Source organism: Terriglobia bacterium, assembly GCA_020073085.1.
Lineage (GTDB): Bacteria > Acidobacteriota > Terriglobia > JAIQFV01 > JAIQFV01 > JAIQFV01.
In genome coordinates this window covers 54,852-75,054 of sequence record JAIQFV010000018.1, presented here as the reverse complement: position 1 = coordinate 75,054, position 20,203 = coordinate 54,852, and the positions used below count along the sequence as shown (strand labels likewise).

Here is a 20,203-nt window from a genome sequence, read left to right as displayed (position 1 = left end):
CGATAGGAGAAGTCTAATGAAACCATTAGGGTCTTGTGGGAAGGCCGGTCTGACTGTTGTTCTGGTCCTTTTGTACTCTTGTGTCGTGTTCGCCCAGGGTGGTGGGGTGGACACCACTTTGGTGATGGCCGTGGGTGACAGTTTCGTGGCCGGGTTCCAAAGTGGAGGCCTTTCCATCGACGGGCAGCGGAATAGTTTCCCGGCTTTCGTGGCACGGCAGATGGGTGCCTTCCTGCCGCTGCCCACCATCACCCGCCCGGGAATTCCAGCGACCTTAACGATCACCCCCAGCGGGAGTATCGTCCCCTCGTCGTCCTCGGTGGGGAGTTTGTTGCTGCCGCCGGTGGGGAATTCCTTTCACTTCAACGTGGCGATCCCGGGATTCAAAGTTCATGATGTGCTGACCCAGCGTCCACAACTTCCGGATCCGGTGAATCGGCCGGGCGATATTCTGCGCGATCTGATTCTCGGGATCCCGGGGCTGGCGGTGCCGGGCGCGGTTACGACCGGCTCGGAAATTGAACAGGTCGAAGCCCTGCATCCGACATTTGTCATTGCCTGGTTTGGAGGGAACGATGTCCTTGGGGCGTTCACTTCAAACAACGTGTCTTTGGTTACTCCCTTTGCCTCCTTTTCGGCGGACTACCTGACCGCCATGCAGCGGATTAAGGCAGCGGGCGCCAAGGTGGTGACGGCCAACATCCCGGATGTGACCGCCTCCCCCCTGGTGATTCCGGCTGAAGTGGTGGCGGCGACCGCGGGGGCGCCCCTTTCCGTCATCGGACCGGTTCTGGGAATCTCGGCAGGCGACGGGGTGTATGCCCCGGCCATCGCCCTGGCGACCTCCATCCTCGCCGGACAGGTTCCGGGACCCTTGCCCCGCAGTTCCGTGCTCACAGCCGCGGATGCCGCCACGATCAGGGCGGCCTTGCTCAAGGAAAATGACTTCATTAAGTCGACGGCTGGAACCTTGGGAATTCCCATGGCCGATTTCTTTGGAGTGCTGAACAATGTGAAAGCGAACGGAATCGTGGTCGGGGGACGAAAACTCACGGCCAATTTTCTCGGCGGGATTATCGCCCTCGATTTTATCCACCCGACGAATACCGGCTATGCGCTTCTTGCAAACGAAATTCTGAAGGCCGTCAACACCGGCTATGGGACCAGTTTCCCGTTGGTGGATCTCAATGCGGTCTTTGCCTCCGACCCCTTGGGCCCCCTCGTCCACAAAAGCGCCTCTGACGGGGAGGGGGAGAATGAAGTATCAATCCTCGACATCAGGGTCGATCAGGAGTGGTTCAGACAATTCCAGGAATTCATGGCAGGCCCCCCGCGGAGGTCAGAATTACCTGTGGTTCAGGAGCCTGTTCTGGTGGGATCGGATGCGGGTTTGAACCGATCGGAAAACGTCCAAAGGGTCGAGGTACGGCGATAAGTGGTGACCCCCGAAGTCGGACAGGGCGCAGAATGTCCGGATGGTTTACAGGGCATCGTCTGCGCCCCTGATCCAGCGGGAGTCCGTGTCGGTTGGGTGTGAAATGCGGCCCGCCGTATTGAAGGCTGAGTCTCGTCTCTTTTGAATCTTCTTATGAGAACTCCCGATTGATTTCCGCCAGGGCCTCCCGGGAGGGACGGACTCGATCGGTCGGCAGTGTTGCCAGCGGGTCGTCCGTCATGTTGAGATCCTCGATGAAATCCTTCTTCTCACGGTCATAGAAAAGCAGGCCGGTGACCAACTCACCTGATTCATTCGCCTTCCTGATCAGCTGCAATGCCTGAGGCTTGTTCGACGGATCGTAATCCCGGTCCAGCTTTCGCAAACGGATGTGGGATCCATCGTGCAGTTCGACCTCCTTGACGCCCCCCTCGGGGTAGTCCGCTTGAATCTGCTCGAAGTAGGGAACAAAACCGATTTCATGGAGGAGTTCCTCGTGCTCCTTCGCATACTTAAAACTCTTGGTGGAGCCCTCGTGGTTGTTAAAGGTGACACAGGGGCTGATGACATCGAGCAAGGCCGTTCCTTTGTGGGCAATCGCCCCCTTGATGAGTGGCACGAGCTGTTTGGGATCCCCCGCGAAAGACCGGGCAACGTAAGAACACCCCAGCTCAATCGCCAAAACGCAGCAGTCGATGGGCGGGAGTTCATTGACAATTCCGTTCTTCAGCTTTGATCCCACATCCGCGGTGGCCGAAAACTGTCCCTTCGTCAATCCGTAGACGCCGTTGTTCTCAATGATGTAAATCAGGGGGATGTTACGGCGGAGAAGATGAACGAATTGACCTATGCCGATGGACGCCGTATCGCCATCCCCGGAAACCCCGATGCCGATCAGGGTTCGGTTCGCCAGCATCGCCCCGGTGGCGACGGCCGGCATGCGGCCGTGCACGGCATTGAAGCCATGCGAGTTGCCGATGAAATAGGCCGGCGTCTTGGAGGAACAACCGATTCCACTGAATTTGGCAACGCGATGCGGCTCCACGCCATACTCATAAAAAGCCTTGACGATCTGGCTGGTAATGCCGTCGTGCCCGCACCCCGCACACAGCGTGGAGTCGAGGCCCTTGTACTCTGTCATCGGCAAACCCAGGCGGTTGGTTTTCGATGGGAGATTAGGATTGACCGTAGTCATGATTTACTTTTCCTCCCTCAGCTTGTTTTCAGCGGTTGAGACGGCCTCGGTGATGGTCCGGGCATCGATCGGGTAACCGCTGTAATGTAATACTTTCTGTACGCGATCACACTGGCGGCCGACCTTCAACTTGATCAAGTCACCCATTTGGCCGTCGCGGTTTTGTTCAATGACGTAAACGCGCTCATGGCGCTCGACGAATTCCTGCAGATCGGGGGTGAAAGGAAGCGCCCGAATCCTGAGGTAACTGCTTTCTATCCCTTCTTCCCTGAGTTGATCGCGGCTCTCAACGACGGCCCAATCCGTGGTCCCATAGGCGATGAGTCCGACTTTGGCCTTGGGGTTGATGTCCACAAGAGGCTGTGGAACATAGGAACGGGCCGTATCCATCTTCCGTACCAGCCGATCCATGAGGTTCTTGTAGTCCTCGGGGCGCTCACTGTAGCCGGCTTTCTCGTTGTGGCCGCTGCCGCGAGTGAAGTAGGCGGCGAGGGGATGCTGCGTCCCCGGCAGGGTGCGATAGGGGACCCCATCCCCGTCGACATCGCGATACCGCTCAAACTGGCCGAGGCGTTCGAGGTCCTCGCGGGTGAGGACCTTGCCGCGATCCGGCGGCTTGGTAGGATAGGCGAAGGGATGAGCCATCCAATTGTTCATGCCGAGGTCAAGATCGCTGAGCACGAAAACAATGGTCTGAAACCGTTCGGCCAGATCAAACGCAGTGCCTGCAAACTCGAAGCACTCCTCGACCGAAGAAGGGAACAGAACGATATGCTTGGTGTCGCCGTGGGAGAGGTAGAAGGCAGACAAGACATCCCCCTGTGATGTTCGGGTGGGAAGTCCGGTTGACGGGCCAATCCGCTCAATGTCCCAAACGACCGCGGGAATCTCCGTAAAATAAGCAAGGCCCGCAAACTCCCCCATCAATGAAATCCCCGGCCCCGAAGTGGCCGTCATCGCGCGGGCCCCTGCCCAGCCTGCGCCAATCACCATTCCGAGCGCCGCCAGTTCGTCCTCCGCCTGGACTATGGCAAAGGTGGCCTTTCCCGTCTCCGGATCGATTCGATACCGGGAGAAATACTCAATCATGGTTTCACAGAGACTGGAAGAGGGGGTGATGGGATACCAGGTCACCACCGTGCAACCGGCGAACATGGAACCCAGCGCGGCCGCTGAATTGCCGTCAATGATGATCTTTCCGGTTGTCCGGTCCATCCGCGCGACCCGAAAAGGATCTTTCTTCTCCAGCCGGGCCCGCGCATAATCGATTCCCAGATCGATCGCCTTCACATTCAACTCCACGGCCTTGGCCTTGGATTTGAATTGCGTCTTGATGGCTGCGACTACCTCCTCCCGGCCGATGCCCAGAAGTTCGGCCATTACCCCCACGTAAATCATATTGGCCAGCAATTTGCGCAGCTTGGGCTCGGGCGAGGTTTGAGTGGCAAGCTTTGCAAAGGGGACCGGGTAGAGCGCTATATCCTGACGCAAGGCGGGGAGGTTCAACGCCTCTTCGTAAATGGCGACCCCCCCGGGCCGCACGTTCCTGACATCTTCGCTGGCCGTCTCGGGATTCATGGCAATACAGAGGTCGACCTCCCGCCGTCGAGCGACGTATCCGTGCCGGCTGGCCCGGATCGTATACCAGGTCGGCAGGCCGGCGATGTTGGAGGGAAAGATGTTCTTCCCGCTCACGGGGACCCCCATCAGAAAGATCGAGCGCATCAAAACGCTGTTGGCCGATTGACTTCCCGACCCGTTGACTGTCGCCACCTGGATGGAAAAGTCATTGACAATCTCCTGGGGACCCCCCTGTACTTCGGTGGCCGAGGCAGGGGCTGTCAGGGTTCCATTGGACATCGCGCACACTCCTTATTTATTCGAGGCCCGCCGTGAAGCGGAACTTTCCTAAATGAAGCCAGCCTCAGATGATATCATTATTCGCTTCTATGCCTAAAATGAATTAAAATCATAAAACTGATGTCAAACTTGGATAACTCCGATGGACACGACTCAACTGAAGCTTTTCCTGGATCTGGCGCGCATTAAGAATTTTACCCGGGCGGCGCGGAACAATTTTCTTACTCAGCCGGCAGTCAGCCGTCGCATCCAACAGCTCGAGTCGGAGCTTGGGGTTCGCCTTTTTGAGCGCAGCCGTCGCCGCGTTCTGCTTTCGGAAAACGGCAAGCTATTTCTGCCCTATGCCCGCGACATCCTCTCCAGGCTGGACGAAGCCCGCCAGGAGATGCTGGACAGCGAGAGCAAACCCATGGGACGCCTGAAGGTGGCGGCCTCACCCAGCATCGGACTTTACGTGCTGCCTTCATATCTGAAGAAATTCATCCGCCGCTACCCCAAAATTGATCTTCACGTCGAATACGATTTGCCAGACAGAATCTATGCCAGCATTGCCGCGGGTGACCTCGACCTGGGGGTCGTGGCTTACCCGGTCGCCCGGCCCGAAGTGGCTTCCATCCCGTTTGTGACCGACTCCATCGTCCTGATCTGTGCGCCCCACCATCCTCTGGCACGACGCTCCAATGTGCACCTCCGCGATCTCCTTAACCAGAAGTTCGTGCTCCTGCCTGAACGCCTTCCCACCGGAAAGGCCATCCGGCAGGCTCTTCGCCGGCTGGGGGTCCAGTTAGACATCCAGATGGAGTATGACAATTTCGAATTGATCAAGCGCACGGTGGAAATGGGACTGGGCCTCTCCATGGTTCCCCGGCAGGTGGCGGAACTTGAAGTCAAAAACAGGAAGTTGAGGAGCCTGAGAGTCATGGATTTCCCCTTTGAAAGGCCCCTGGCGATTATCTTCCGAAAAGGCCGAATTATCTCCTCCTCCATGCATGCCCTGCTCTCCATCCTGAATTCAGGGGAGGCGCACAAACTGAAGGGGGCCGGAGGGAGAAGAGAACACACGGCAACCGCGGCCTCCTGACGCTTAACCGGTTCTCACGCCCGCCGCACTTGTGCTAAAATTTATCTGCTTGCCGTCGTGGAGTTCATGCCTTTCGCCTGTCTCAAAAATGATCCTATTCTTGCGGAGCTTACATGTCTAATTATGCATCATCGATCGGCATCATCGGATTGGGTTACGTGGGATTGCCGCTCGTCATCGGATTTGCAACCCGCGGGAGCGATGTCCACGGATTCGACATCGATCCCCGCAAAATCGAGTTGCTCAACCTCGGGAAGAGTTATATCAAGCACATCCCTGAAGAATCCATCCGATCCATCACCCAGGCCGGCAAATTCAAGGCGACGACTGATTTTGCCGAGCTGAAGGATGTGAAGACAATTATCATCTGCGTTCCCACACCGCTCACTGAAAAGATGGAGCCGGATCTGACGTTTATTGTGCAAACCGGAGAATCCATTTTTCCCCATTTACAACGGGGACAACTGGTGGTCCTGGAGAGCACCACATATCCTGGGACCACGGAGGAGTTGCTGGTGCCAATCCTGGAGAAGAGCGGATTGACTGCTGGCAGGGATTTTTATGTGGGATTCTCCCCGGAGCGTGAGGATCCTGGCAACAAGCAATTCAAAACCCATCAGATTCCAAAGGTCGTTTCCGGAATCAATGAGGACTCCCGGATTCTTGTGAGAGAGGTCTATGAGAAGATGTTCGAGAAGGTGGTGGTCGTTTCCTCTCCCCGTGTGGCCGAAATGAGCAAACTCCTGGAAAACATCTACCGCTGTGTCAACATCGCGCTGGTGAACGAGCTGAAACTGCTTTGCCAACGCATGGATATCGATCTGTGGGAGGTGATCAGTGCCGCCTCCACGAAGCCCTTCGGATTCACCCCGTTTTATCCGGGTCCGGGCCTGGGCGGACATTGCATCCCGATCGATCCCTTCTATTTGAGTTGGAAAGCCAAGGAATATGATTTTCCCACCCGCTTTATTGAGCTGGCGGGTGAAATCAACACCGCGATGCCGTTTCACGTCGTAGAGTCGGTCACCGAGGCCCTCAACCGCAATCGCCAGAGCGTTAATGGTTCCCGCATCCTGGTCCTGGGGGTTTCCTACAAGAGGGATATCGATGACCTGCGTGAATCTCCGTCACTGAAGATCATTCAACTGCTTCAGGACCGCGGAGCGCAAGTGGATTACAACGACCCGTACTTTCCCACCCTGCATAAGATGCGGAAGTATGACTTCAAATTGAAGTCAGTGGACTTGACTCATGAGAATTTAGCGAGCTATGACTGCGTCGTGATCGCGACAGACCACTCGAGCTATGACTACCCTGCCATCGTAGCCAGCGCCCGGCGGATTGTAGACACACGAAACGCCACGGCAGGGGTTCATGGCCGGGAGCCGAAAGTGGTTCTCGCCTGAGCGGGCCCGGCGGGGTTTGGAACGACCTTGACTCGAAACACTTGAACGGGAAGCACGCGTATTCAACTGATTTTTTTGGGAGGTATCCTCTTCAGTTTATCCCCGATAATCCCTGATGAACGGATGCAGGCTGGGAATGATCCGCTCATCTGCCAGTGCGGAGTCAAACACGTCGGAGGTAAGGAACATGAACCAAAATAAAGAGAATTGTCGGCATATGAGTCGTCTTCTGACTTGGGTCGAACTGGCTGTTTTTGCGCTCTTGTGTCATTTCACTAGTCTAACTGTTACGATGGCACAGGCCCCGAGTGCGGATGTGCTGATCTCATCCGCTGTCTCATCCAATCCGGCAGTCACGGCCTCCAATTTTGATTTTGTCGTTTCTATCTCTAATCGGGGACCGTCGGCCGCACCCAACGTCATTCTTACTATTCCCATGCCGGACAACACCTCTTTTCGCGCCCTGTCCGCTCCTCCGGGTTGGGCATGCGCACCCCCCCCGGTGGGGGTCACCACCACGATCATTTGCGTGAATCAATCGTTGCAGGTGGGTGGACCGAGCCTCGTTGTGCTGACTCTTACCGTGGGGTGTGCCTTGGCCGATGGTATTGTCCTGCTCAACAATGCCTCCATCGGTTCCTCAAGTAGCGATCCGAATCCATTCATTGATCCTGACCCCAGTAATAATCAGAGCACTGCTTCAGTCGCCATCTCCAATCCCACCCGGCTTACACCAACCAGCAGAACGTTTACCTCGAGTGGGGGGGACAACAGCGTGGTCGTGACGACGCCCTCGACGTGTCCATGGACAGCGGTTAGCAACTCCCCGTTTGTCGTAATTATTTCAGGAAACTCCGGGGTGGGGAACGGGACGGTGGGCTATACGGTGTTACCAAGCGCTGGCTCCACACCGCGCACCGCCAAATTGACGATCGCCGGCCTAGTTTTCACGCTGACACAGACTCCACCCGGGGTAGGGAATTCTCAGATTGACCTCCTTCTCCCTGCCGCGGGGGCCAGTACGGCGTCCACGACCGGGGCGGACCGGATTGTACATACCGGGTACGCCACTCTGGATTTGAGTTCCGAGAAGGCGGTCCATGGAGGTGGGGATCCCAGCGTGGTGAGCGCCCCCTATGGGATCGCGGTATTCAGCGTTGCCCAGAACGGCTTGGTGATCAGTGAGGTAGGTGTCCCCGCTTCGCCTCCAACCACCGACGCAGAAATCTTCGTCGACTATCGGTTGGGGGTCGCCACCAAATCCAATACTGCAGACGTCGGAGCGCTCGACATCAATACCGGGATCGCCATCGTGAACACCGGGGCGTCTCAGGCGAACGTCTTTTTTGATTTGAACAATTCGAGCGGGGCACTTTTGGCATTCGGGGGCGGCGTACTTCTCCCTGGGACTCATATCGCTAAATTTATGAACCAGCTCAGCGAATTCGCGCCAGGGTTTGTCTTGCCCCAGAATTTTCCAACTGACATTAAGTTCGGGGTGCTGGAGATTTTCAGCGATCAGCCGGTCTCAATCCTGGCATTGAGGCAGACCACAAATCAGCGGGGGGAATCGCTCTTCACAACGACGCCCGTGGCAGACTTGACCAAACCCTTAACGGCTGGACCCCTCTTCTTTCCGCAGCTCGCCGATGGCGGGGGATTTACCACCTCCGTGGTCCTCATGAACCCCTCCAATGCTACCGAAACCGGGACCGTTCAAATCCTGGATAACAAGGGGGCTCCGCTAGGGATACATCGGGTAGGAGATCCGCCCGGCGTAAGTTCGACATTCACCTACTCCATTCTACCCTTCGCAGCCTACATCTTGTCGACCGATGGCGCGCCTGACATTATTAATACCGGTTCGGTTCAAATCACTCCGAGGATCGGGACGAATACCCCGGCTGGACAGGCCCTAGTGAGCTTCACGCCGGCGGGAACGCTGGTCACCGAATCAGGAGTTCCGCCGGCAGTTCCTACGACGCATGCCCATATCTTCATTGATCAATCCGAAGGTCACAACACGGGATTGGCCCTTGCCTCACCCAGCAGTGTGCCCTTTCAAGTGAAAGTCACGGCCTTTCAGCCTGACGGCGCCGTTCAATTGGGAAGCGGCATTGTGGATTTGAAGGGTAATGGTCATGACGCGAAATTCATTAATGAAATCATCCCGTCCCTTCCGGCTGGTTTTACCGGAGTTCTGGATATCACGTCCCCTGTTCCATTCGTTGCCCTGACCCTGCGTTCCCTGACAAATTCCCGGGGTGACTTTCTCCTGACTACGTTTCCCATCGCAGACGCCAATGCGGCTGCCCCCGCCCCTATCATCTTCCCGCAGATTGCAGATGGAGGCGGATTTCGCACCGAATTCATCTTGCTCAATACGGCCGGTTCTACTATATCGACTCTTAATTTGTTTAGCGATGATGGAACCCCTCTGAGCTTCGGGAAAAAGGTTCCATCCAATCCGCGATAGGCCACTCCCCCCCCTCATGCCTGGGGCGAGAGATCTCAGAGAGTCAAGGACTGGGATGCATTCATAGCAATCTGACTCGACAGCTTAATCGGGTCGCCAGGTGTCCTTCCGTGCGAGACGGGGACGGGAAAAGGATCCCTCGTCGACTCCCTCAACCATCTTCGCGGCCCTTTTCCGACCTTAGCTCGCCAACAGAACCCCTAATTTCGCAACTAGGAATAAGCTATTGATGAAAAAACTGCGCCGTAGCTCCTAAAGGCAGCGGCCCCGCCTAAGCGGGGCCGTAGGGTGGAAGGGATGTTGTGGCAGGATCTTTGGAGAGGATTCTTCTTTTAGAACTCCTTAAACTTCAAATTCTTGGCCCGGTTCAGATAATTCCTGTGAGTCGTTGTCTTGCAATACGAAATGTGGGACCTCAATTGCCTGGGGTCAGTCGGGTTTCCTACTGTCCGTCGAAGCACTATGCATTCCCTCGAGGCCTGACCAGCAACAGGTACATTTCCTGCATCCGACTGATTTCTCGCTCAACTCGGGTCTTGTTTCTGCGAAGAAATTTGGAGATGTCTTTCTTTTCGTACCCGCAGAGGAAGTAGAGGGCGAACTCGAGCTGGAGTTGAAGGTCGCTTAGGTTTTTTACAAATTTCTCAGTGGTAACGAAATCATCGGACTTATGGATGTCCCGGGAATCCCAATAGGACTTCATGATGTCATTGACCAGCAGTTGAGCTACCCTTTCGTTCATCATATATCCTCCCCTGTCTCCTTTGTTCCAATCCCTCAAACTCACGATACGCACTTACTACAGCAACCGTTTTGCCAATCCAAAAAAAACAGTATAATGTATTGATAATAATGTTATTATAGTTTATTTGTTGTTATTTATTGGCAGTCTTGATGTTCATTAATGATTCGCTACTATTGTTGATGTTTGTTTATGAAACACATGTTTCTATTTGACAATTAGAATGGTGACAATCAGAGCGTTTTCCCCCAAGCAGGAGCCCCCTATCTGAAAACGCTGAAGATCGTAGAACCCTCCCTAGAACCTTAAATAGGGGGATGGTAGTCGGCCTTAAATCTAGAAGGCCAAAAAGTCAAAGTAGACATTCCAATCAGTAATGCCGCTAGCCGAACCGATTGGAGCAGATGTCCTGAGGTTTCACACACTCTACATGGAGCAGTAGGCAATCCCCATGGTGATTGTTTGGCTCTGGTCAAAGCAGACTGAATATTGCAGGACGAGTCGCTACTTAATAATTCCCAATCGAGGCCTTCCATTGGCCGATATTGGGAGTGGAAATCCCACAATTGGACATCGCGAGGCGAGATGCTATTTGGAAATCTCTACTAACCCTCATTAATTCAATCTCATTTCTCAGGATGCGAATGGTACGGAATTTGCTCGACCAATCTGTGTTCATTCTTAAGAGGATCAGTGTCCCGACTCTCGTCGAAGCGAGGCAGACGTGGTCCATCGTCGTGGGCTGTACGGCCGGGCCAACTGACCAAGCTAGTGGATTTCAACAATAGGCCTTAGAGACTCTGCTCGGAAGGTCTGAGACCAGGTCAAAACAGCAGGGAGGGATTATGGCAAAGGTCGAACGGGTCCGGGAAGTCGTCTCCGCTCCTCCGACTGAGGAACTCATACGCCGGAAGACGGATGCGGGCTGGAAGCTGGTGGCTGTTGAATGGGAGCGTGAGACCTCAAGGGAAGAGCGGGAGACGGGTGTCCTGAGTGGTGAGGTTCCCTTTGGCCTCAAAGTGGGAAGCGATTGTGTGACGCTCGAAGAAGAACAGACCGAAAAGCTGATCCTGTTGCGGACAATGGAATTAATCGTCCTGGATAAGAACCTGACACAGGTGGCGGATGAACTCAATGGTCAGGGATTCCGCACTCGACAAGGCGTGAAATGGAGTCCTGTCTCCGTCTTCAATCTGCTGCCACGATTGATTGAGGTCGGTCCTCGGATCCTCTCCAGCGAGGATTGGGCCGTTCGCAGGCAGCGGCTCTTCGATTTGGTGTGAGGTCATCCCTCCTCGAGTCGAATTGGAGGCTATCGTCATTTTCGATCTCGAAAATGTTTGGACTCTGACTTCATTCCAGTTCCTTGCCAATCTATACTCCTATTCATACCTCAGGGCCACCATCGGATCGACTTTCTTCGACCACTGGGCAAGCCCGAACAAGGCCATCATCGCGGAGCCTGACACCGCTGTTGAAATCGCCAAATAGACCAGCGGGTCCCATGCCTCAAGGGGGACGGGCAGGTCTCGTAACACCCGGGCCATCGCCATTGCCCCGATCAGAGCCAAGATCAATCCTCCCACTAATCCGGAGAGAAGCGGCTTGGCGCCCGAGCCGAGAACCAGACGAAAGATATGGTCCGAGGTCGCGCCCAGCGCCATGCGGATGCCGATCTCCTTCGTCCGCCGGCTTACGGTAAGAGCGACCACGCCATACACGCCGATGACCGCGAGGGCCAAGGCCACCACGCCAAGAAATAGAATCATTCGGGCAACCACCCAAAACCTCGCAACCACTTCCTCCCGCAACGAGCGAAGTGTCCGGGGCCAGGCCGGCATTTCGTGATCCAGGTCCCTGATCACGTTTCTGACCACCTCTGCAGACGGACGGGCCGCGCCCACAAACCGGACCATTAAGGAGTAGCCGGAGCTTTGAGGTATCCACAGACGGTAGAAGCGAGGTCCATCCAGGGCGCCCAATTCGGACCTCGTATCACGTGCGATGCCCACCACCCGCAGCCGGCCGCCCCTGGCATCTTCGATCACCCTGCCCAGTGCGTCTTCACCCGGCCAGAATGTTCGGGCCAAGGTTTCAGAGGCGATGATCGCAGAGGAGGAGTCCAGAGAAGCGGCGTCTGATTCACGGAACTTCCGCCCGGCAACGATCGGGATTCGGAAGGTCTCAAAGAAATCCGGTGACACGGAATTGACGCCGGCGAGTTTTTCAGATCCTTCCGCTTGACCCGGGAGCTTGACTTGTTCCATAGCGGCTTCATCCCCGCTCGAACCCGGAGGCGAACTGGCATAGCAAATTGCTCGCACACCCGGTATGGCTCGCACACGTTGTTCCAGGGTGCGGTAAAATGAGGCAGCAGAACCCGACGAAAACTCCGCCGAATCCATCTCCAATGGAACCAGGAGCAGCTGCTTGCTCTCAAATCCCGGGTCCGCGTTAATCATCGTGTATTGGGCGCGCATAAAGAGTCCAGCGATTGCGAGCAGGACGACGCTTATGGCTGCTTGTGCGGCAATCAGGATATCTCCCGCCCGCCATCGTGTCGTCCCGGGACCGAACACACTCTCACTACCGCTCAAGGATGCCAGGAGATTGACCTTCAAAGATTCGAGCGCGGGTGCCCACCCCGCGATACACCCGGCCAGCATGGTCATCACAGTAAGGTAGGCAAATACCCGCCAGTCAGGCTGGAGGGGATAAGTCGGCGCTTCCACGACGGTCCCGATACCGCTCTTTCACTTGCTCGATGCCACCCAGCCGGAGGATGGCCTGCCGGCGAGCCTCCGCAGGAATCATGCCCGATCGAAGATTGTCTTCGATATGCATCTGTAGATGGGATTCGAGTTCGCTGGCCAGCTCGTGATCACGCCGAGTTTTGTTGAACAAACCGGCCAGCCGCCGGAACCACGCACGTAGTTGTCGCATGAGTGACTCTCTCTGGAACTGATATTGTCAACTGCCCTTTGAAGTCAGAGGTCAGAAGTCAGAGGTCGGAAAACGCCAATTGGTTCCTAGCATCTGACTTCTTACTTCTGACCTCCGACTTCTGACCTCAGACTTCTGACCTCCAAATTCGATCCCATCACTTGCCATTCGCCACCGGTCACTCCTCACTCGTACCTCAATGCCACCATCGGATCCACGCGGCAGGCTCGGCGGGCAGGAACGTAGCTTGCCAGCAAGGCCACAGCCAGCAGAAACGCCGGTATAGCGAAAAAGGCGATAGGATCGAGACTACTGAGGCCAAAGAGTATATTTGAAAGAACCCAGGACACCCCGGCGCACACCGTGATGCCGACAGCGGCGCCTATTAAGACCGGGCGCATGGCCTGTCGAAGGATGAGGTGCAAGACATCCTGGCCGTCCGCTCCGAGGGCCATGCGAATTCCGATTTCGCGGATGCGGCGACTGACAGCAAAACTGACCGTCCCATACACGCCGGCGGATGCCAGCAGAAGGGCCAACATGCCCAATGCCGCAGAAAAACCAGCCGCCACGCGTGCCGGGGCGCGCCAGAACTCAAGATAGTCTTCGAGGCGCACCACATCGGCCGAGAGTTGAGGATCGAGCTCTCGAACGGCGGAGCGCATCTCTTTCAGCGAAGCGCCGGCTCCGGCAGTGCGAACCAGCAAATGGAGTTGTGCCAGCTTGTCTCCCCCTGCGGGGAGATATAGATAGTTGGGATGGGCTTCACCGAGATGCGAGACTTGAGCGTCCTTTGCAACGCCGATGACTTCATAGACGGGATTGTAAATCATGAGCCGTTGGCCGACCGGGTCTTCACCCGGCCAGAAAAGCCGCGCCGCAGCTTCCGTCACGATGACGACCTTGGCATCGGTCTGAACCTCGGCATTGCTAAAGGTCCGGCCGCGGACGATTGGAATCGCCATGGTGGCGAAGAAATTCCGGGAGACAGCGTTTAATTCAACCCTTCGGCCTCCCTCATGGCCTGGAATGGAACCTTGGGTGACTTGGTGCGAGTTGCCCAGGGGGAAAACCGAAGCTTGTGCCACGTCTTCCACCCCCGGTAGCGCGGAAAGACGGTTGATCAGCTCGCTTCTGAAAGCCGCGGCGCGTTCCCCGGAGTAGCCCTGACCCGCAAGATCGGAGGAGACCGCTGTGATGTTTTCGAGGGAGAAGCCGGGATCGATGGTCTGCGCCCGGTAGAGGCCTCGAAGCAGAAGCCCGGCAGTGAGCAGAAGGACCATTGAGACCGCTATCTGCAATCCTACAAGCGAACGTCGCAACAACGCGCCGAGAGGTTGATTGCCCTGTAGGTCCGCGCCCTCATCCTTGAGTTGTGTAGACAGGTCCATGCGGGAGGCTTCGAACGCGGGCGCGAGGCCAAACGCGATTGCCGCGAGCAACGTGAGGACTAGAATGTAGGCCAGAACGCGGAGGTCGGGGGCGATCGTCAGATTGAGGGTGGGGAGATCTTCGGGCAGGTGCAAGAGCGTGAACTTCAATATTCTATCGAAAGACCAGAATGCCAAGAGGGAACCCGCCACGCCTCCGAGCAATGCGAGCAAAAGACTCTCGGTCAGGAGCTGGCGAACCAGGCGGCCACGGCGGGCGCCCGTGGCAAGACGAATCGCGATCTCCCGCCGCCGCGCGGCGGCCCGAGCGAGCAGCAGACTCGCCACATTCGCGCAGGCGATGAGTAGAACGAGCCCCACCGCACAGAGAATCACAACCCCGCCGCCGATCATGAGGTGATGCTCCTCAGGCCGGACGAAGAGGGTGGAATTCGCGACGGCGATCTTCGTGTCAAACCCGGGATGCCGTCCGTCCAGTCGGGCCGCGATAACCCTCAGGTCAGCCAGGACCTGTTTGTTTGAGAAGTCGCCGCGGACGCGTCCCATCAGTTGCAGCCAGCTCAAATTGTCATCCGCCAGCATGTCCCCCTGCTCAACCCGGCCCGGATAAATAACCGGCTGCATGGTGAGCGGTGTCCAGAATGTGGATGGCGTCGCCTCGGTTCCCTCGAAGCCACGAGGGGTGACTCCAATGATCGTCAGGGGGACGCGGTTGAGCGAAACCGTCCTTCCAAGGACAGCCGGGTCTGCGGCGAAGGCGTTGCGCCACATCTCATCACTGAGAACGACAACGGCGCCATTACCGGTTTGAGCACAATCGGACTCGATGAAAGTCCGTCCCAGCACAGGTCGCACACCCAGCACGTCGAAGTAGTTGCACGACGCCAGGGTACCGAGGAGCTGACGGGATCGCTCGCCACCCAATGTCACCTCTACGAATGGGGCGTAGGACAGCAAACCGGAAAAAACGTGGTTCTGGTTCCGGTACTCCATGTATTCGTAATACGAGAATAAGTTTTCTGAGCCGTGGACGTTTCGATGCATCGGTCCCTGATTCAGATGGAAGGTTTGGTACAAAGTGAGGACCCGTTGCGACCCGGGCAACTCCAGCGGGCGTAAAGCGAGCGCGTTGAAAATCTGAAAGATGCCCGTGTTGATCCCGATGCCGAGCGCGAGAGTGAGGACGATGACAGCGGTGAAACCGGGAGTCTTGCGCATCATTCGCAGGCCAAAGCGTGCGTCCTGCCAGACCGTCTCGAGCCGCGGCAGCCCCCATCGTTCGCGGTAACGCTCTTTCGTTTGCTCCAGGCCGCCCAACTTGACCAGCGCCCGCCTCCGTGCTTCGTCTGGGGTCATCCCGCGGCGCAGGTTGTCCTCGATATGCATCTGGAGATGGCTTTCCAGCTCTTCGGCTAATTCCCGGTCACGCCGTTCCTTGTTGAACGCACCACCGAGTCGCAGAAGCCAGGCGCGCAGTCGTCTCATGAGACTCCTTCGTTGTCATGTGGGGCAGACGTCCTCGTCTGCCCTAGCTTCTCCTAAAAGGCGCGGACGGGGACGTCCGCCCCACGCTTTACTCCTTCCGCAGCGCGCCGTCGTCTCAAGAGTGCTCCTCCCCTGGCGCCAGGAATCGTGCGAGGATGGCCGTCGCTTGTTCCCAATCCTGCGCTTCCTTCTCCACGTGCTTACGTCCGGCCCGGGTGAGGCGGTAATATTTAGCCTTGCGGTTGTTATCCGACATGCCCCACTCGGAGTCAATGTAGCCCTCCTGCTCCAGTTTCAGAAGGCTCGGATAAATGGTCCCGTAATTCACCACCAGGAGATTACCGCTCGTCTGCTCGATCCGGCGGGCAATCCCGTAACCGTGCCCCGGTCCCATCGCTTCGAGGGTCTTCAGGATCATCAGGGCCAGGGTTCCCTGCCAGACCTCTGTTTTATCGCTCATACTCCTCCTATTGGGTTCCAATAGTAAGAGTGCCACCGTTCCTATGGGAAAGCAATAGAAAAATGGGGAGATCATTTTTGGGGTAGGCCAGAAGACATTTGGCCCCCATCGACGTACACCCGCGGGGAGGGTTGTGTGAGGCACACCACAGGGGATTGGAGACAGGACTGTTTTTCATTCACCGGAGATGGCGGAGGGCATTTCGGGAAAATGGTTTCATGGTTCTGACGGCATTCGCCCTTTCCCGTGAAATTGAATTCAGCGGCGGGTCAAGGGGATCAAAGGTTTCGGGTGAGCCGAAAAGGCGGAGCTTTTTGGTCCCGCAAGGCGAGATGGGCGGCAGAACCGCGAGTCACAATGCTCCCCAAGTCCGGCCTCTTTGCTGTCGCTAAATGGTCTCATCCTCAGCAGATTTGAAAGAAGACGCCATCCAAGGATAGAATGCAGGAATGAATGATCCAATGGAGTCCGTGAAACCCATCGTCACCGTCCCTTTGTTTCCAAAGCTCGAACGAATGCTGGTCGAATTACTTCGCTCTCTCAGCCCTGGGGACTGGGAGAAGCAGACCCTGGCGCCCAAGTGGAAGATCAAAGACGTCACAGCGCATCTGCTCGATACTGCACTTCGAGGCGTCTCCATGGGCCGTGACGGGCATTTCCACGAGACAGCCAAAATCACCTCGAACGAGGAGTTGGCGGCTTTCATTAACCGTTTAAATCAGGAAGGCGTCAGTTTTTATCGCCGGCTGAGTCCCGGTGTTTTGATTTCCATGATCGAAGTCGCCTCCGGGTTACTCAGCGAATTCCACGCCTCGCTGGATCCATTTGCGACCTCACCGATCGCCGTGAGTTGGGCCGGTGAAGAGCGGTCCGCAAACTGGTTCAATACCGCCCGCGAATTCACCGAGCGATGGCACCACCAGCAGCAGATCCGGCTGGCCGTCGACAAGCCGGGAATCATGACCCCCGAGTTCTACTTTCCGGTCCTGGACTGTTTCATGCGCGCCCTGCCATTCACCTATCGCACGCGAACCGCAAGAGCGGGAACATACGCTCAATTTAATGTTTCGGGGGAGTGCGGTGGAAACTGGTATCTCTATCGCGAGGGCGAGAGCTGGAGGCTTGCACAGACACCCATCGGGGAAAGGGTTTCAGATACGACGATTCCGCAGGAGATTGCATGGCGGATCTTCACGAAAGGGATTGACCGGGACTCTGCCATGTCGCATGTAAAAGTGAGCGGGGACACTAGCCTGGGACTTCACATCCTGGGTATGATTTCGATTGTGGCATAAACCGCAATCCAGCAAGAACCCAACAGGCGGGGTTTTCCCTGTGTGACGCTCCTTGAGTCGGTGTCGAGAAACCGTGTTGGTTTAAGGCCGACACGGCGGCCTGGGTCTGAAAGAAGTCCCCGGCAGAAGGATCTCCGTCGTCTTGAGCATCACAAGGCTCGGCTCACAAAAGATTGAGCATGAGAAAAATGCGGGGAAGGGTTTGGTCGGGGCGAGAGGATTTGAACCTCCGACTTCTTGCTCCCAAAGCAAGCGCTCTAGCCAGGCTGAGCTACGCCCCGTACGCCTCAGAACATCAAGCTACAAGAGTTTCTGCGGGTTGTCAATTCCTTGAAAATGGTCTTGAAAATGGTCCTGGGTCAGGTCCGCCGTCATAGCCGGGATCCGGCAGGCAAGGGTAGTTAAGCGGTTTCGGTGGCGTACAAGAAATAGTCGTGCACCCTCTCCAGGGCCTTCCCGCGGTGGCTGATCTTGTTCTTTTCCTCGGTAGTGAGTTCGGCGAACGTCTTATTGATGGAGGGAATGAGGAAGACTGGATCGTATCCGAACCCGCCTGTTCCCCGCGGTGTCTCGAGGATGCGTCCATCACAATGGCCGTGAAACGATTTGATCAAGCGGCCTCGAAAGGCCATGGCCATCACGCAAACAAACCGCGCCGCCCGCTTCTCCTCCGGAACCCCCACGAGGGCCTGCAGGAGCTTTTCAATGTTTTCCGGGTCGCCGGCATGTTCGCCCGCGTACCGCGCCGAATGAACGCCGGGGGCGCCACTGAGGGCATCGACTTCAAGCCCGGTGTCGTCCGCCAGGGTCAGGGCGTCCGAATAACGGCTGTAATGCAATGCCTTGTAGATGGCGTTCTCCAAAACCGTCGGTTTTTCCTCGGCACAGATTTCAGCATCCTTGATGTCTTTCAGGGTGGAAAAGGCGACCGGCAACTCGTCCAGGGCGTGTTGAATCTCCCGGATCTTACCGTCATTGGTGGTCGCCAAAAAAAGCCTGGTCTTTTCAACAGAGGTCATGGGGGTTACGCCTTCTGGATCGCCTTCTTTTGCATCTCGATCAGTTGTTGAATGCCGACTTCCGCCAGCAAGAGCAGTTGGTTCATTTGTTCCTTCTCAAAAGGGCGTCCTTCGGCGGTGGCCTGAACCTCCACGAACCGGCCGCCTCCGGTCATGACCACATTCATGTCCACCTCTGCGGTGCTGTCTTCACTGTAATCGAGATCCAGCATCGCTTTACCGCGAATCAAGCCGACGCTTGTGGCCGCCACCATCTCCTTCAACGGGGTGGTCTCCAATCGCTTTTCATCGCACAGCCGTTTCAGGGCCACAGCCAGAGCCACCGTGGCCCCGGTAATGGACGCGGTGCGCGTGCCGCCGTCAGCCTCGATGACGTCACAGTCAATGTAAACGGTTCTCTCTCCGAGTCGGCTCAATTCTACCACACTGCGCAGCGAGCGCCCGATCAATCGTTGAATCTCGTGAGTGCGCCCGGAAGGGCGCCCGCGAGTGACCTCGCGGGGGGTGCGCGTTAATGTGGCGCGCGGCAACATGGCGTACTCACTCGTAATCCATCCCTTGCCTTGACCCCGCAAAAACTGTGGCACCGTGTCCTCAACGGACGCAGTGCAGATGACCCGCGTTCGTCCTACTGAAATCAACGCGGACCCTTCAGCATTCTGGATGTAATTCGGGACGATAGTGACGTCTCGCAAAGCATCATTCGCCCGGTGATCAGTGCGCACTCTTTAATCTCCTTTGTGGGTCTTCCTTTTGCTCCGGCGCGGGAGGGGGTGCAGCAGGAACAGGGGAACCCGCTGCCGGAATGGCGGCCGAGGACCTCACCACGTAGTTAAGGTCCTGGGTGAAGGCCTGCGCCAAGTCAGAATGCCCCACCAGGGAGTCCACCTCGGTATCATCAATAAGAAAGCGGACCCGCCGGATGGTGGGGATGTTGACCGTCAAGGAATCGACCACCGAATAGATGGTCTGTAATTCGCATTCGATCCCGCCGGGATGGTTCTTCTGGATGGCCCCTGAAAAATCAACCAGGGCGGTCCCATCGGAAGTGAGGAACAGTTCCTTCAGGACGGTTTCCTGAGAGATTGTGCGGCCGGAGCTCTTCTTCGAACCTTCGATCAGCTTTAAGATGATCTGCTTGGCCCGGTTCTGTGCCAACTCCGAAGCGCGGATCTCCGCATCTTCCTCCTCCAACATCCCCGGTCTGGCGAGGGATGGAAAATACAGCTTCACCGGCACCGATCCTGCCGGCTTGATCAGCAGCGTCGAAGCGGGTTGAAAGGGTTTGGTGGGTTGGGCGCTCTCGCGGCGAAACAATTCGACAATTCGCGAGAAGCCCCGGAAATAATAGAGTCCCACGACGCTTGCCACCAGCAAGGCTGACACCATGATGATTTTAAAGTATCGCCACATCT

Annotated in this window: 16 protein-coding genes and 1 tRNA gene; 6 read left to right on the top strand and 11 right to left on the bottom strand. The window is 56.5% G+C overall.

The window, feature by feature from the left end; genetic code table 11:
* Positions 1 to 16: 16 nt before the first annotated feature.
* A complete protein-coding gene (locus LAO21_17300) occupies positions 17 to 1,435 on the top strand; it encodes a hypothetical protein (GenBank protein MBZ5554477.1) in 1,419 nt (472 codons plus the stop codon).
* Between the two features lie 151 nt (positions 1,436 to 1,586).
* Here the strand turns inward: LAO21_17300 and LAO21_17295 are convergent, their stop codons facing one another.
* Together LAO21_17295 and LAO21_17290 are read right to left on the bottom strand one after the other, a co-directional pair.
* Positions 1,587 to 2,630, bottom strand: a complete 1,044-nt coding sequence (locus LAO21_17295) for a 2-oxoacid:ferredoxin oxidoreductase subunit beta (protein ID MBZ5554476.1) — start codon at positions 2,628 to 2,630, stop codon at positions 1,587 to 1,589.
* 3 nt (positions 2,631 to 2,633) lie between these two features.
* Positions 2,634 to 4,490 (bottom strand): 2-oxoacid:acceptor oxidoreductase subunit alpha, encoded by a 1,857-nt coding sequence (locus tag LAO21_17290; GenBank protein ID MBZ5554475.1) that lies wholly within the window; start codon positions 4,488 to 4,490, stop codon positions 2,634 to 2,636.
* Between the two features lie 142 nt (positions 4,491 to 4,632).
* Here LAO21_17290 and LAO21_17285 point away from each other — a divergent pair, with 142 nt between their 5' ends.
* The 3 genes from LAO21_17285 to LAO21_17275 all read left to right on the top strand — a co-directional run bounded on the left by LAO21_17285 (position 4,633) and on the right by LAO21_17275 (position 9,453).
* Entirely contained in the window at positions 4,633 to 5,571 is a 939-nt protein-coding gene (locus LAO21_17285; GenBank protein ID MBZ5554474.1) for a LysR family transcriptional regulator, read from the top strand.
* A gap of 113 nt (positions 5,572 to 5,684) precedes the next feature.
* Positions 5,685 to 6,977 (top strand): nucleotide sugar dehydrogenase, encoded by a 1,293-nt coding sequence (locus LAO21_17280; GenBank protein MBZ5554473.1) that lies wholly within the window; start codon positions 5,685 to 5,687, stop codon positions 6,975 to 6,977.
* Between the two features lie 217 nt (positions 6,978 to 7,194).
* Entirely contained in the window at positions 7,195 to 9,453 is a 2,259-nt protein-coding gene (locus LAO21_17275; protein MBZ5554472.1) for a DUF11 domain-containing protein, read from the top strand.
* A gap of 460 nt (positions 9,454 to 9,913) precedes the next feature.
* Here the strand turns inward: LAO21_17275 and LAO21_17270 are convergent, their stop codons facing one another.
* Positions 9,914 to 10,198 (bottom strand): hypothetical protein, encoded by a 285-nt coding sequence (locus LAO21_17270; GenBank protein ID MBZ5554471.1) that lies wholly within the window; start codon positions 10,196 to 10,198, stop codon positions 9,914 to 9,916.
* A gap of 842 nt (positions 10,199 to 11,040) precedes the next feature.
* On the opposite strand from LAO21_17270, the gene LAO21_17265 reads away from it, so the two are divergent.
* Positions 11,041 to 11,478 (top strand): recombinase family protein, encoded by a 438-nt coding sequence (locus LAO21_17265; GenBank protein MBZ5554470.1) that lies wholly within the window; start codon positions 11,041 to 11,043, stop codon positions 11,476 to 11,478.
* A gap of 99 nt (positions 11,479 to 11,577) precedes the next feature.
* On the opposite strand, the gene LAO21_17260 is transcribed toward LAO21_17265, so the two are convergent.
* The 4 genes from LAO21_17260 to LAO21_17245 form a co-directional block, all read right to left on the bottom strand.
* A complete protein-coding gene (locus tag LAO21_17260; GenBank protein ID MBZ5554469.1) occupies positions 11,578 to 12,927 on the bottom strand; it encodes an ABC transporter permease in 1,350 nt (449 codons plus the stop codon).
* Entirely contained in the window at positions 12,896 to 13,138 is a 243-nt protein-coding gene (locus tag LAO21_17255; protein MBZ5554468.1) for a permease prefix domain 1-containing protein, read from the bottom strand. The genes LAO21_17260 and LAO21_17255 overlap by 32 nt, the downstream gene beginning before the upstream one ends.
* 185 nt (positions 13,139 to 13,323) lie before the next feature.
* Positions 13,324 to 16,014, bottom strand: a complete 2,691-nt coding sequence (locus tag LAO21_17250; GenBank protein ID MBZ5554467.1) for an ADOP family duplicated permease — start codon at positions 16,012 to 16,014, stop codon at positions 13,324 to 13,326.
* 115 nt (positions 16,015 to 16,129) lie between these two features.
* Complete coding sequence (locus LAO21_17245; protein ID MBZ5554466.1) at positions 16,130 to 16,474, bottom strand: PadR family transcriptional regulator; 345 nt, start codon at positions 16,472 to 16,474, stop codon at positions 16,130 to 16,132.
* Between the two features lie 470 nt (positions 16,475 to 16,944).
* Here LAO21_17245 and LAO21_17240 point away from each other — a divergent pair, with 470 nt between their 5' ends.
* Positions 16,945 to 17,769, top strand: a complete 825-nt coding sequence (locus tag LAO21_17240) for a maleylpyruvate isomerase family mycothiol-dependent enzyme (GenBank protein MBZ5554465.1) — start codon at positions 16,945 to 16,947, stop codon at positions 17,767 to 17,769.
* 203 nt (positions 17,770 to 17,972) lie between these two features.
* Here the strand turns inward: LAO21_17240 and LAO21_17235 are convergent.
* From LAO21_17235 to LAO21_17220, 4 genes are all read right to left on the bottom strand, one after another.
* Positions 17,973 to 18,050 (bottom strand) — tRNA-Pro (locus LAO21_17235).
* Positions 18,051 to 18,170: 120 nt separating this feature from the next.
* The gene (locus tag LAO21_17230; GenBank protein ID MBZ5554464.1) at positions 18,171 to 18,788 is read right to left on the bottom strand and encodes an XTP/dITP diphosphatase; all 618 of its coding nucleotides are present in this window, start codon (positions 18,786 to 18,788) and stop codon (positions 18,171 to 18,173) included.
* A gap of 5 nt (positions 18,789 to 18,793) precedes the next feature.
* Positions 18,794 to 19,513: a ribonuclease PH gene (gene rph, locus LAO21_17225; GenBank protein ID MBZ5554463.1), complete on the bottom strand. Its 720-nt coding sequence runs from the start codon at positions 19,511 to 19,513 to the stop codon at positions 18,794 to 18,796.
* Complete coding sequence (locus LAO21_17220) at positions 19,503 to 20,201, bottom strand: GerMN domain-containing protein (GenBank protein MBZ5554462.1); 699 nt, start codon at positions 20,199 to 20,201, stop codon at positions 19,503 to 19,505. The genes rph and LAO21_17220 overlap by 11 nt, the downstream gene beginning before the upstream one ends.
* Between the last annotated feature and the right edge of the window lie 2 nt (positions 20,202 to 20,203).

Coding starts and splice junctions, on each gene's coding strand:
- LAO21_17300 (MBZ5554477.1), top strand. CDS start 17: ATGAAACCATTAGGGTCTTGTGGGAAGGCCGGTCTGACTGTTGTTCTG.
- LAO21_17295 (MBZ5554476.1), bottom strand. CDS start 2,630: ATGACTACGGTCAATCCTAATCTCCCATCGAAAACCAACCGCCTGGGT.
- LAO21_17290 (MBZ5554475.1), bottom strand. CDS start 4,490: ATGTCCAATGGAACCCTGACAGCCCCTGCCTCGGCCACCGAAGTACAG.
- LAO21_17285 (MBZ5554474.1), top strand. CDS start 4,633: ATGGACACGACTCAACTGAAGCTTTTCCTGGATCTGGCGCGCATTAAG.
- LAO21_17280 (MBZ5554473.1), top strand. CDS start 5,685: ATGTCTAATTATGCATCATCGATCGGCATCATCGGATTGGGTTACGTG.
- LAO21_17275 (MBZ5554472.1), top strand. CDS start 7,195: ATGAGTCGTCTTCTGACTTGGGTCGAACTGGCTGTTTTTGCGCTCTTG.
- LAO21_17270 (MBZ5554471.1), bottom strand. CDS start 10,198: ATGATGAACGAAAGGGTAGCTCAACTGCTGGTCAATGACATCATGAAG.
- LAO21_17265 (MBZ5554470.1), top strand. CDS start 11,041: ATGGCAAAGGTCGAACGGGTCCGGGAAGTCGTCTCCGCTCCTCCGACT.
- LAO21_17255 (MBZ5554468.1), bottom strand. CDS start 13,138: ATGCGACAACTACGTGCGTGGTTCCGGCGGCTGGCCGGTTTGTTCAAC.
- LAO21_17250 (MBZ5554467.1), bottom strand. CDS start 16,014: ATGAGACGACTGCGCGCCTGGCTTCTGCGACTCGGTGGTGCGTTCAAC.
- LAO21_17245 (MBZ5554466.1), bottom strand. CDS start 16,474: ATGAGCGATAAAACAGAGGTCTGGCAGGGAACCCTGGCCCTGATGATC.
- LAO21_17230 (MBZ5554464.1), bottom strand. CDS start 18,788: ATGACCTCTGTTGAAAAGACCAGGCTTTTTTTGGCGACCACCAATGAC.
- LAO21_17220 (MBZ5554462.1), bottom strand. CDS start 20,201: ATGTGGCGATACTTTAAAATCATCATGGTGTCAGCCTTGCTGGTGGCA.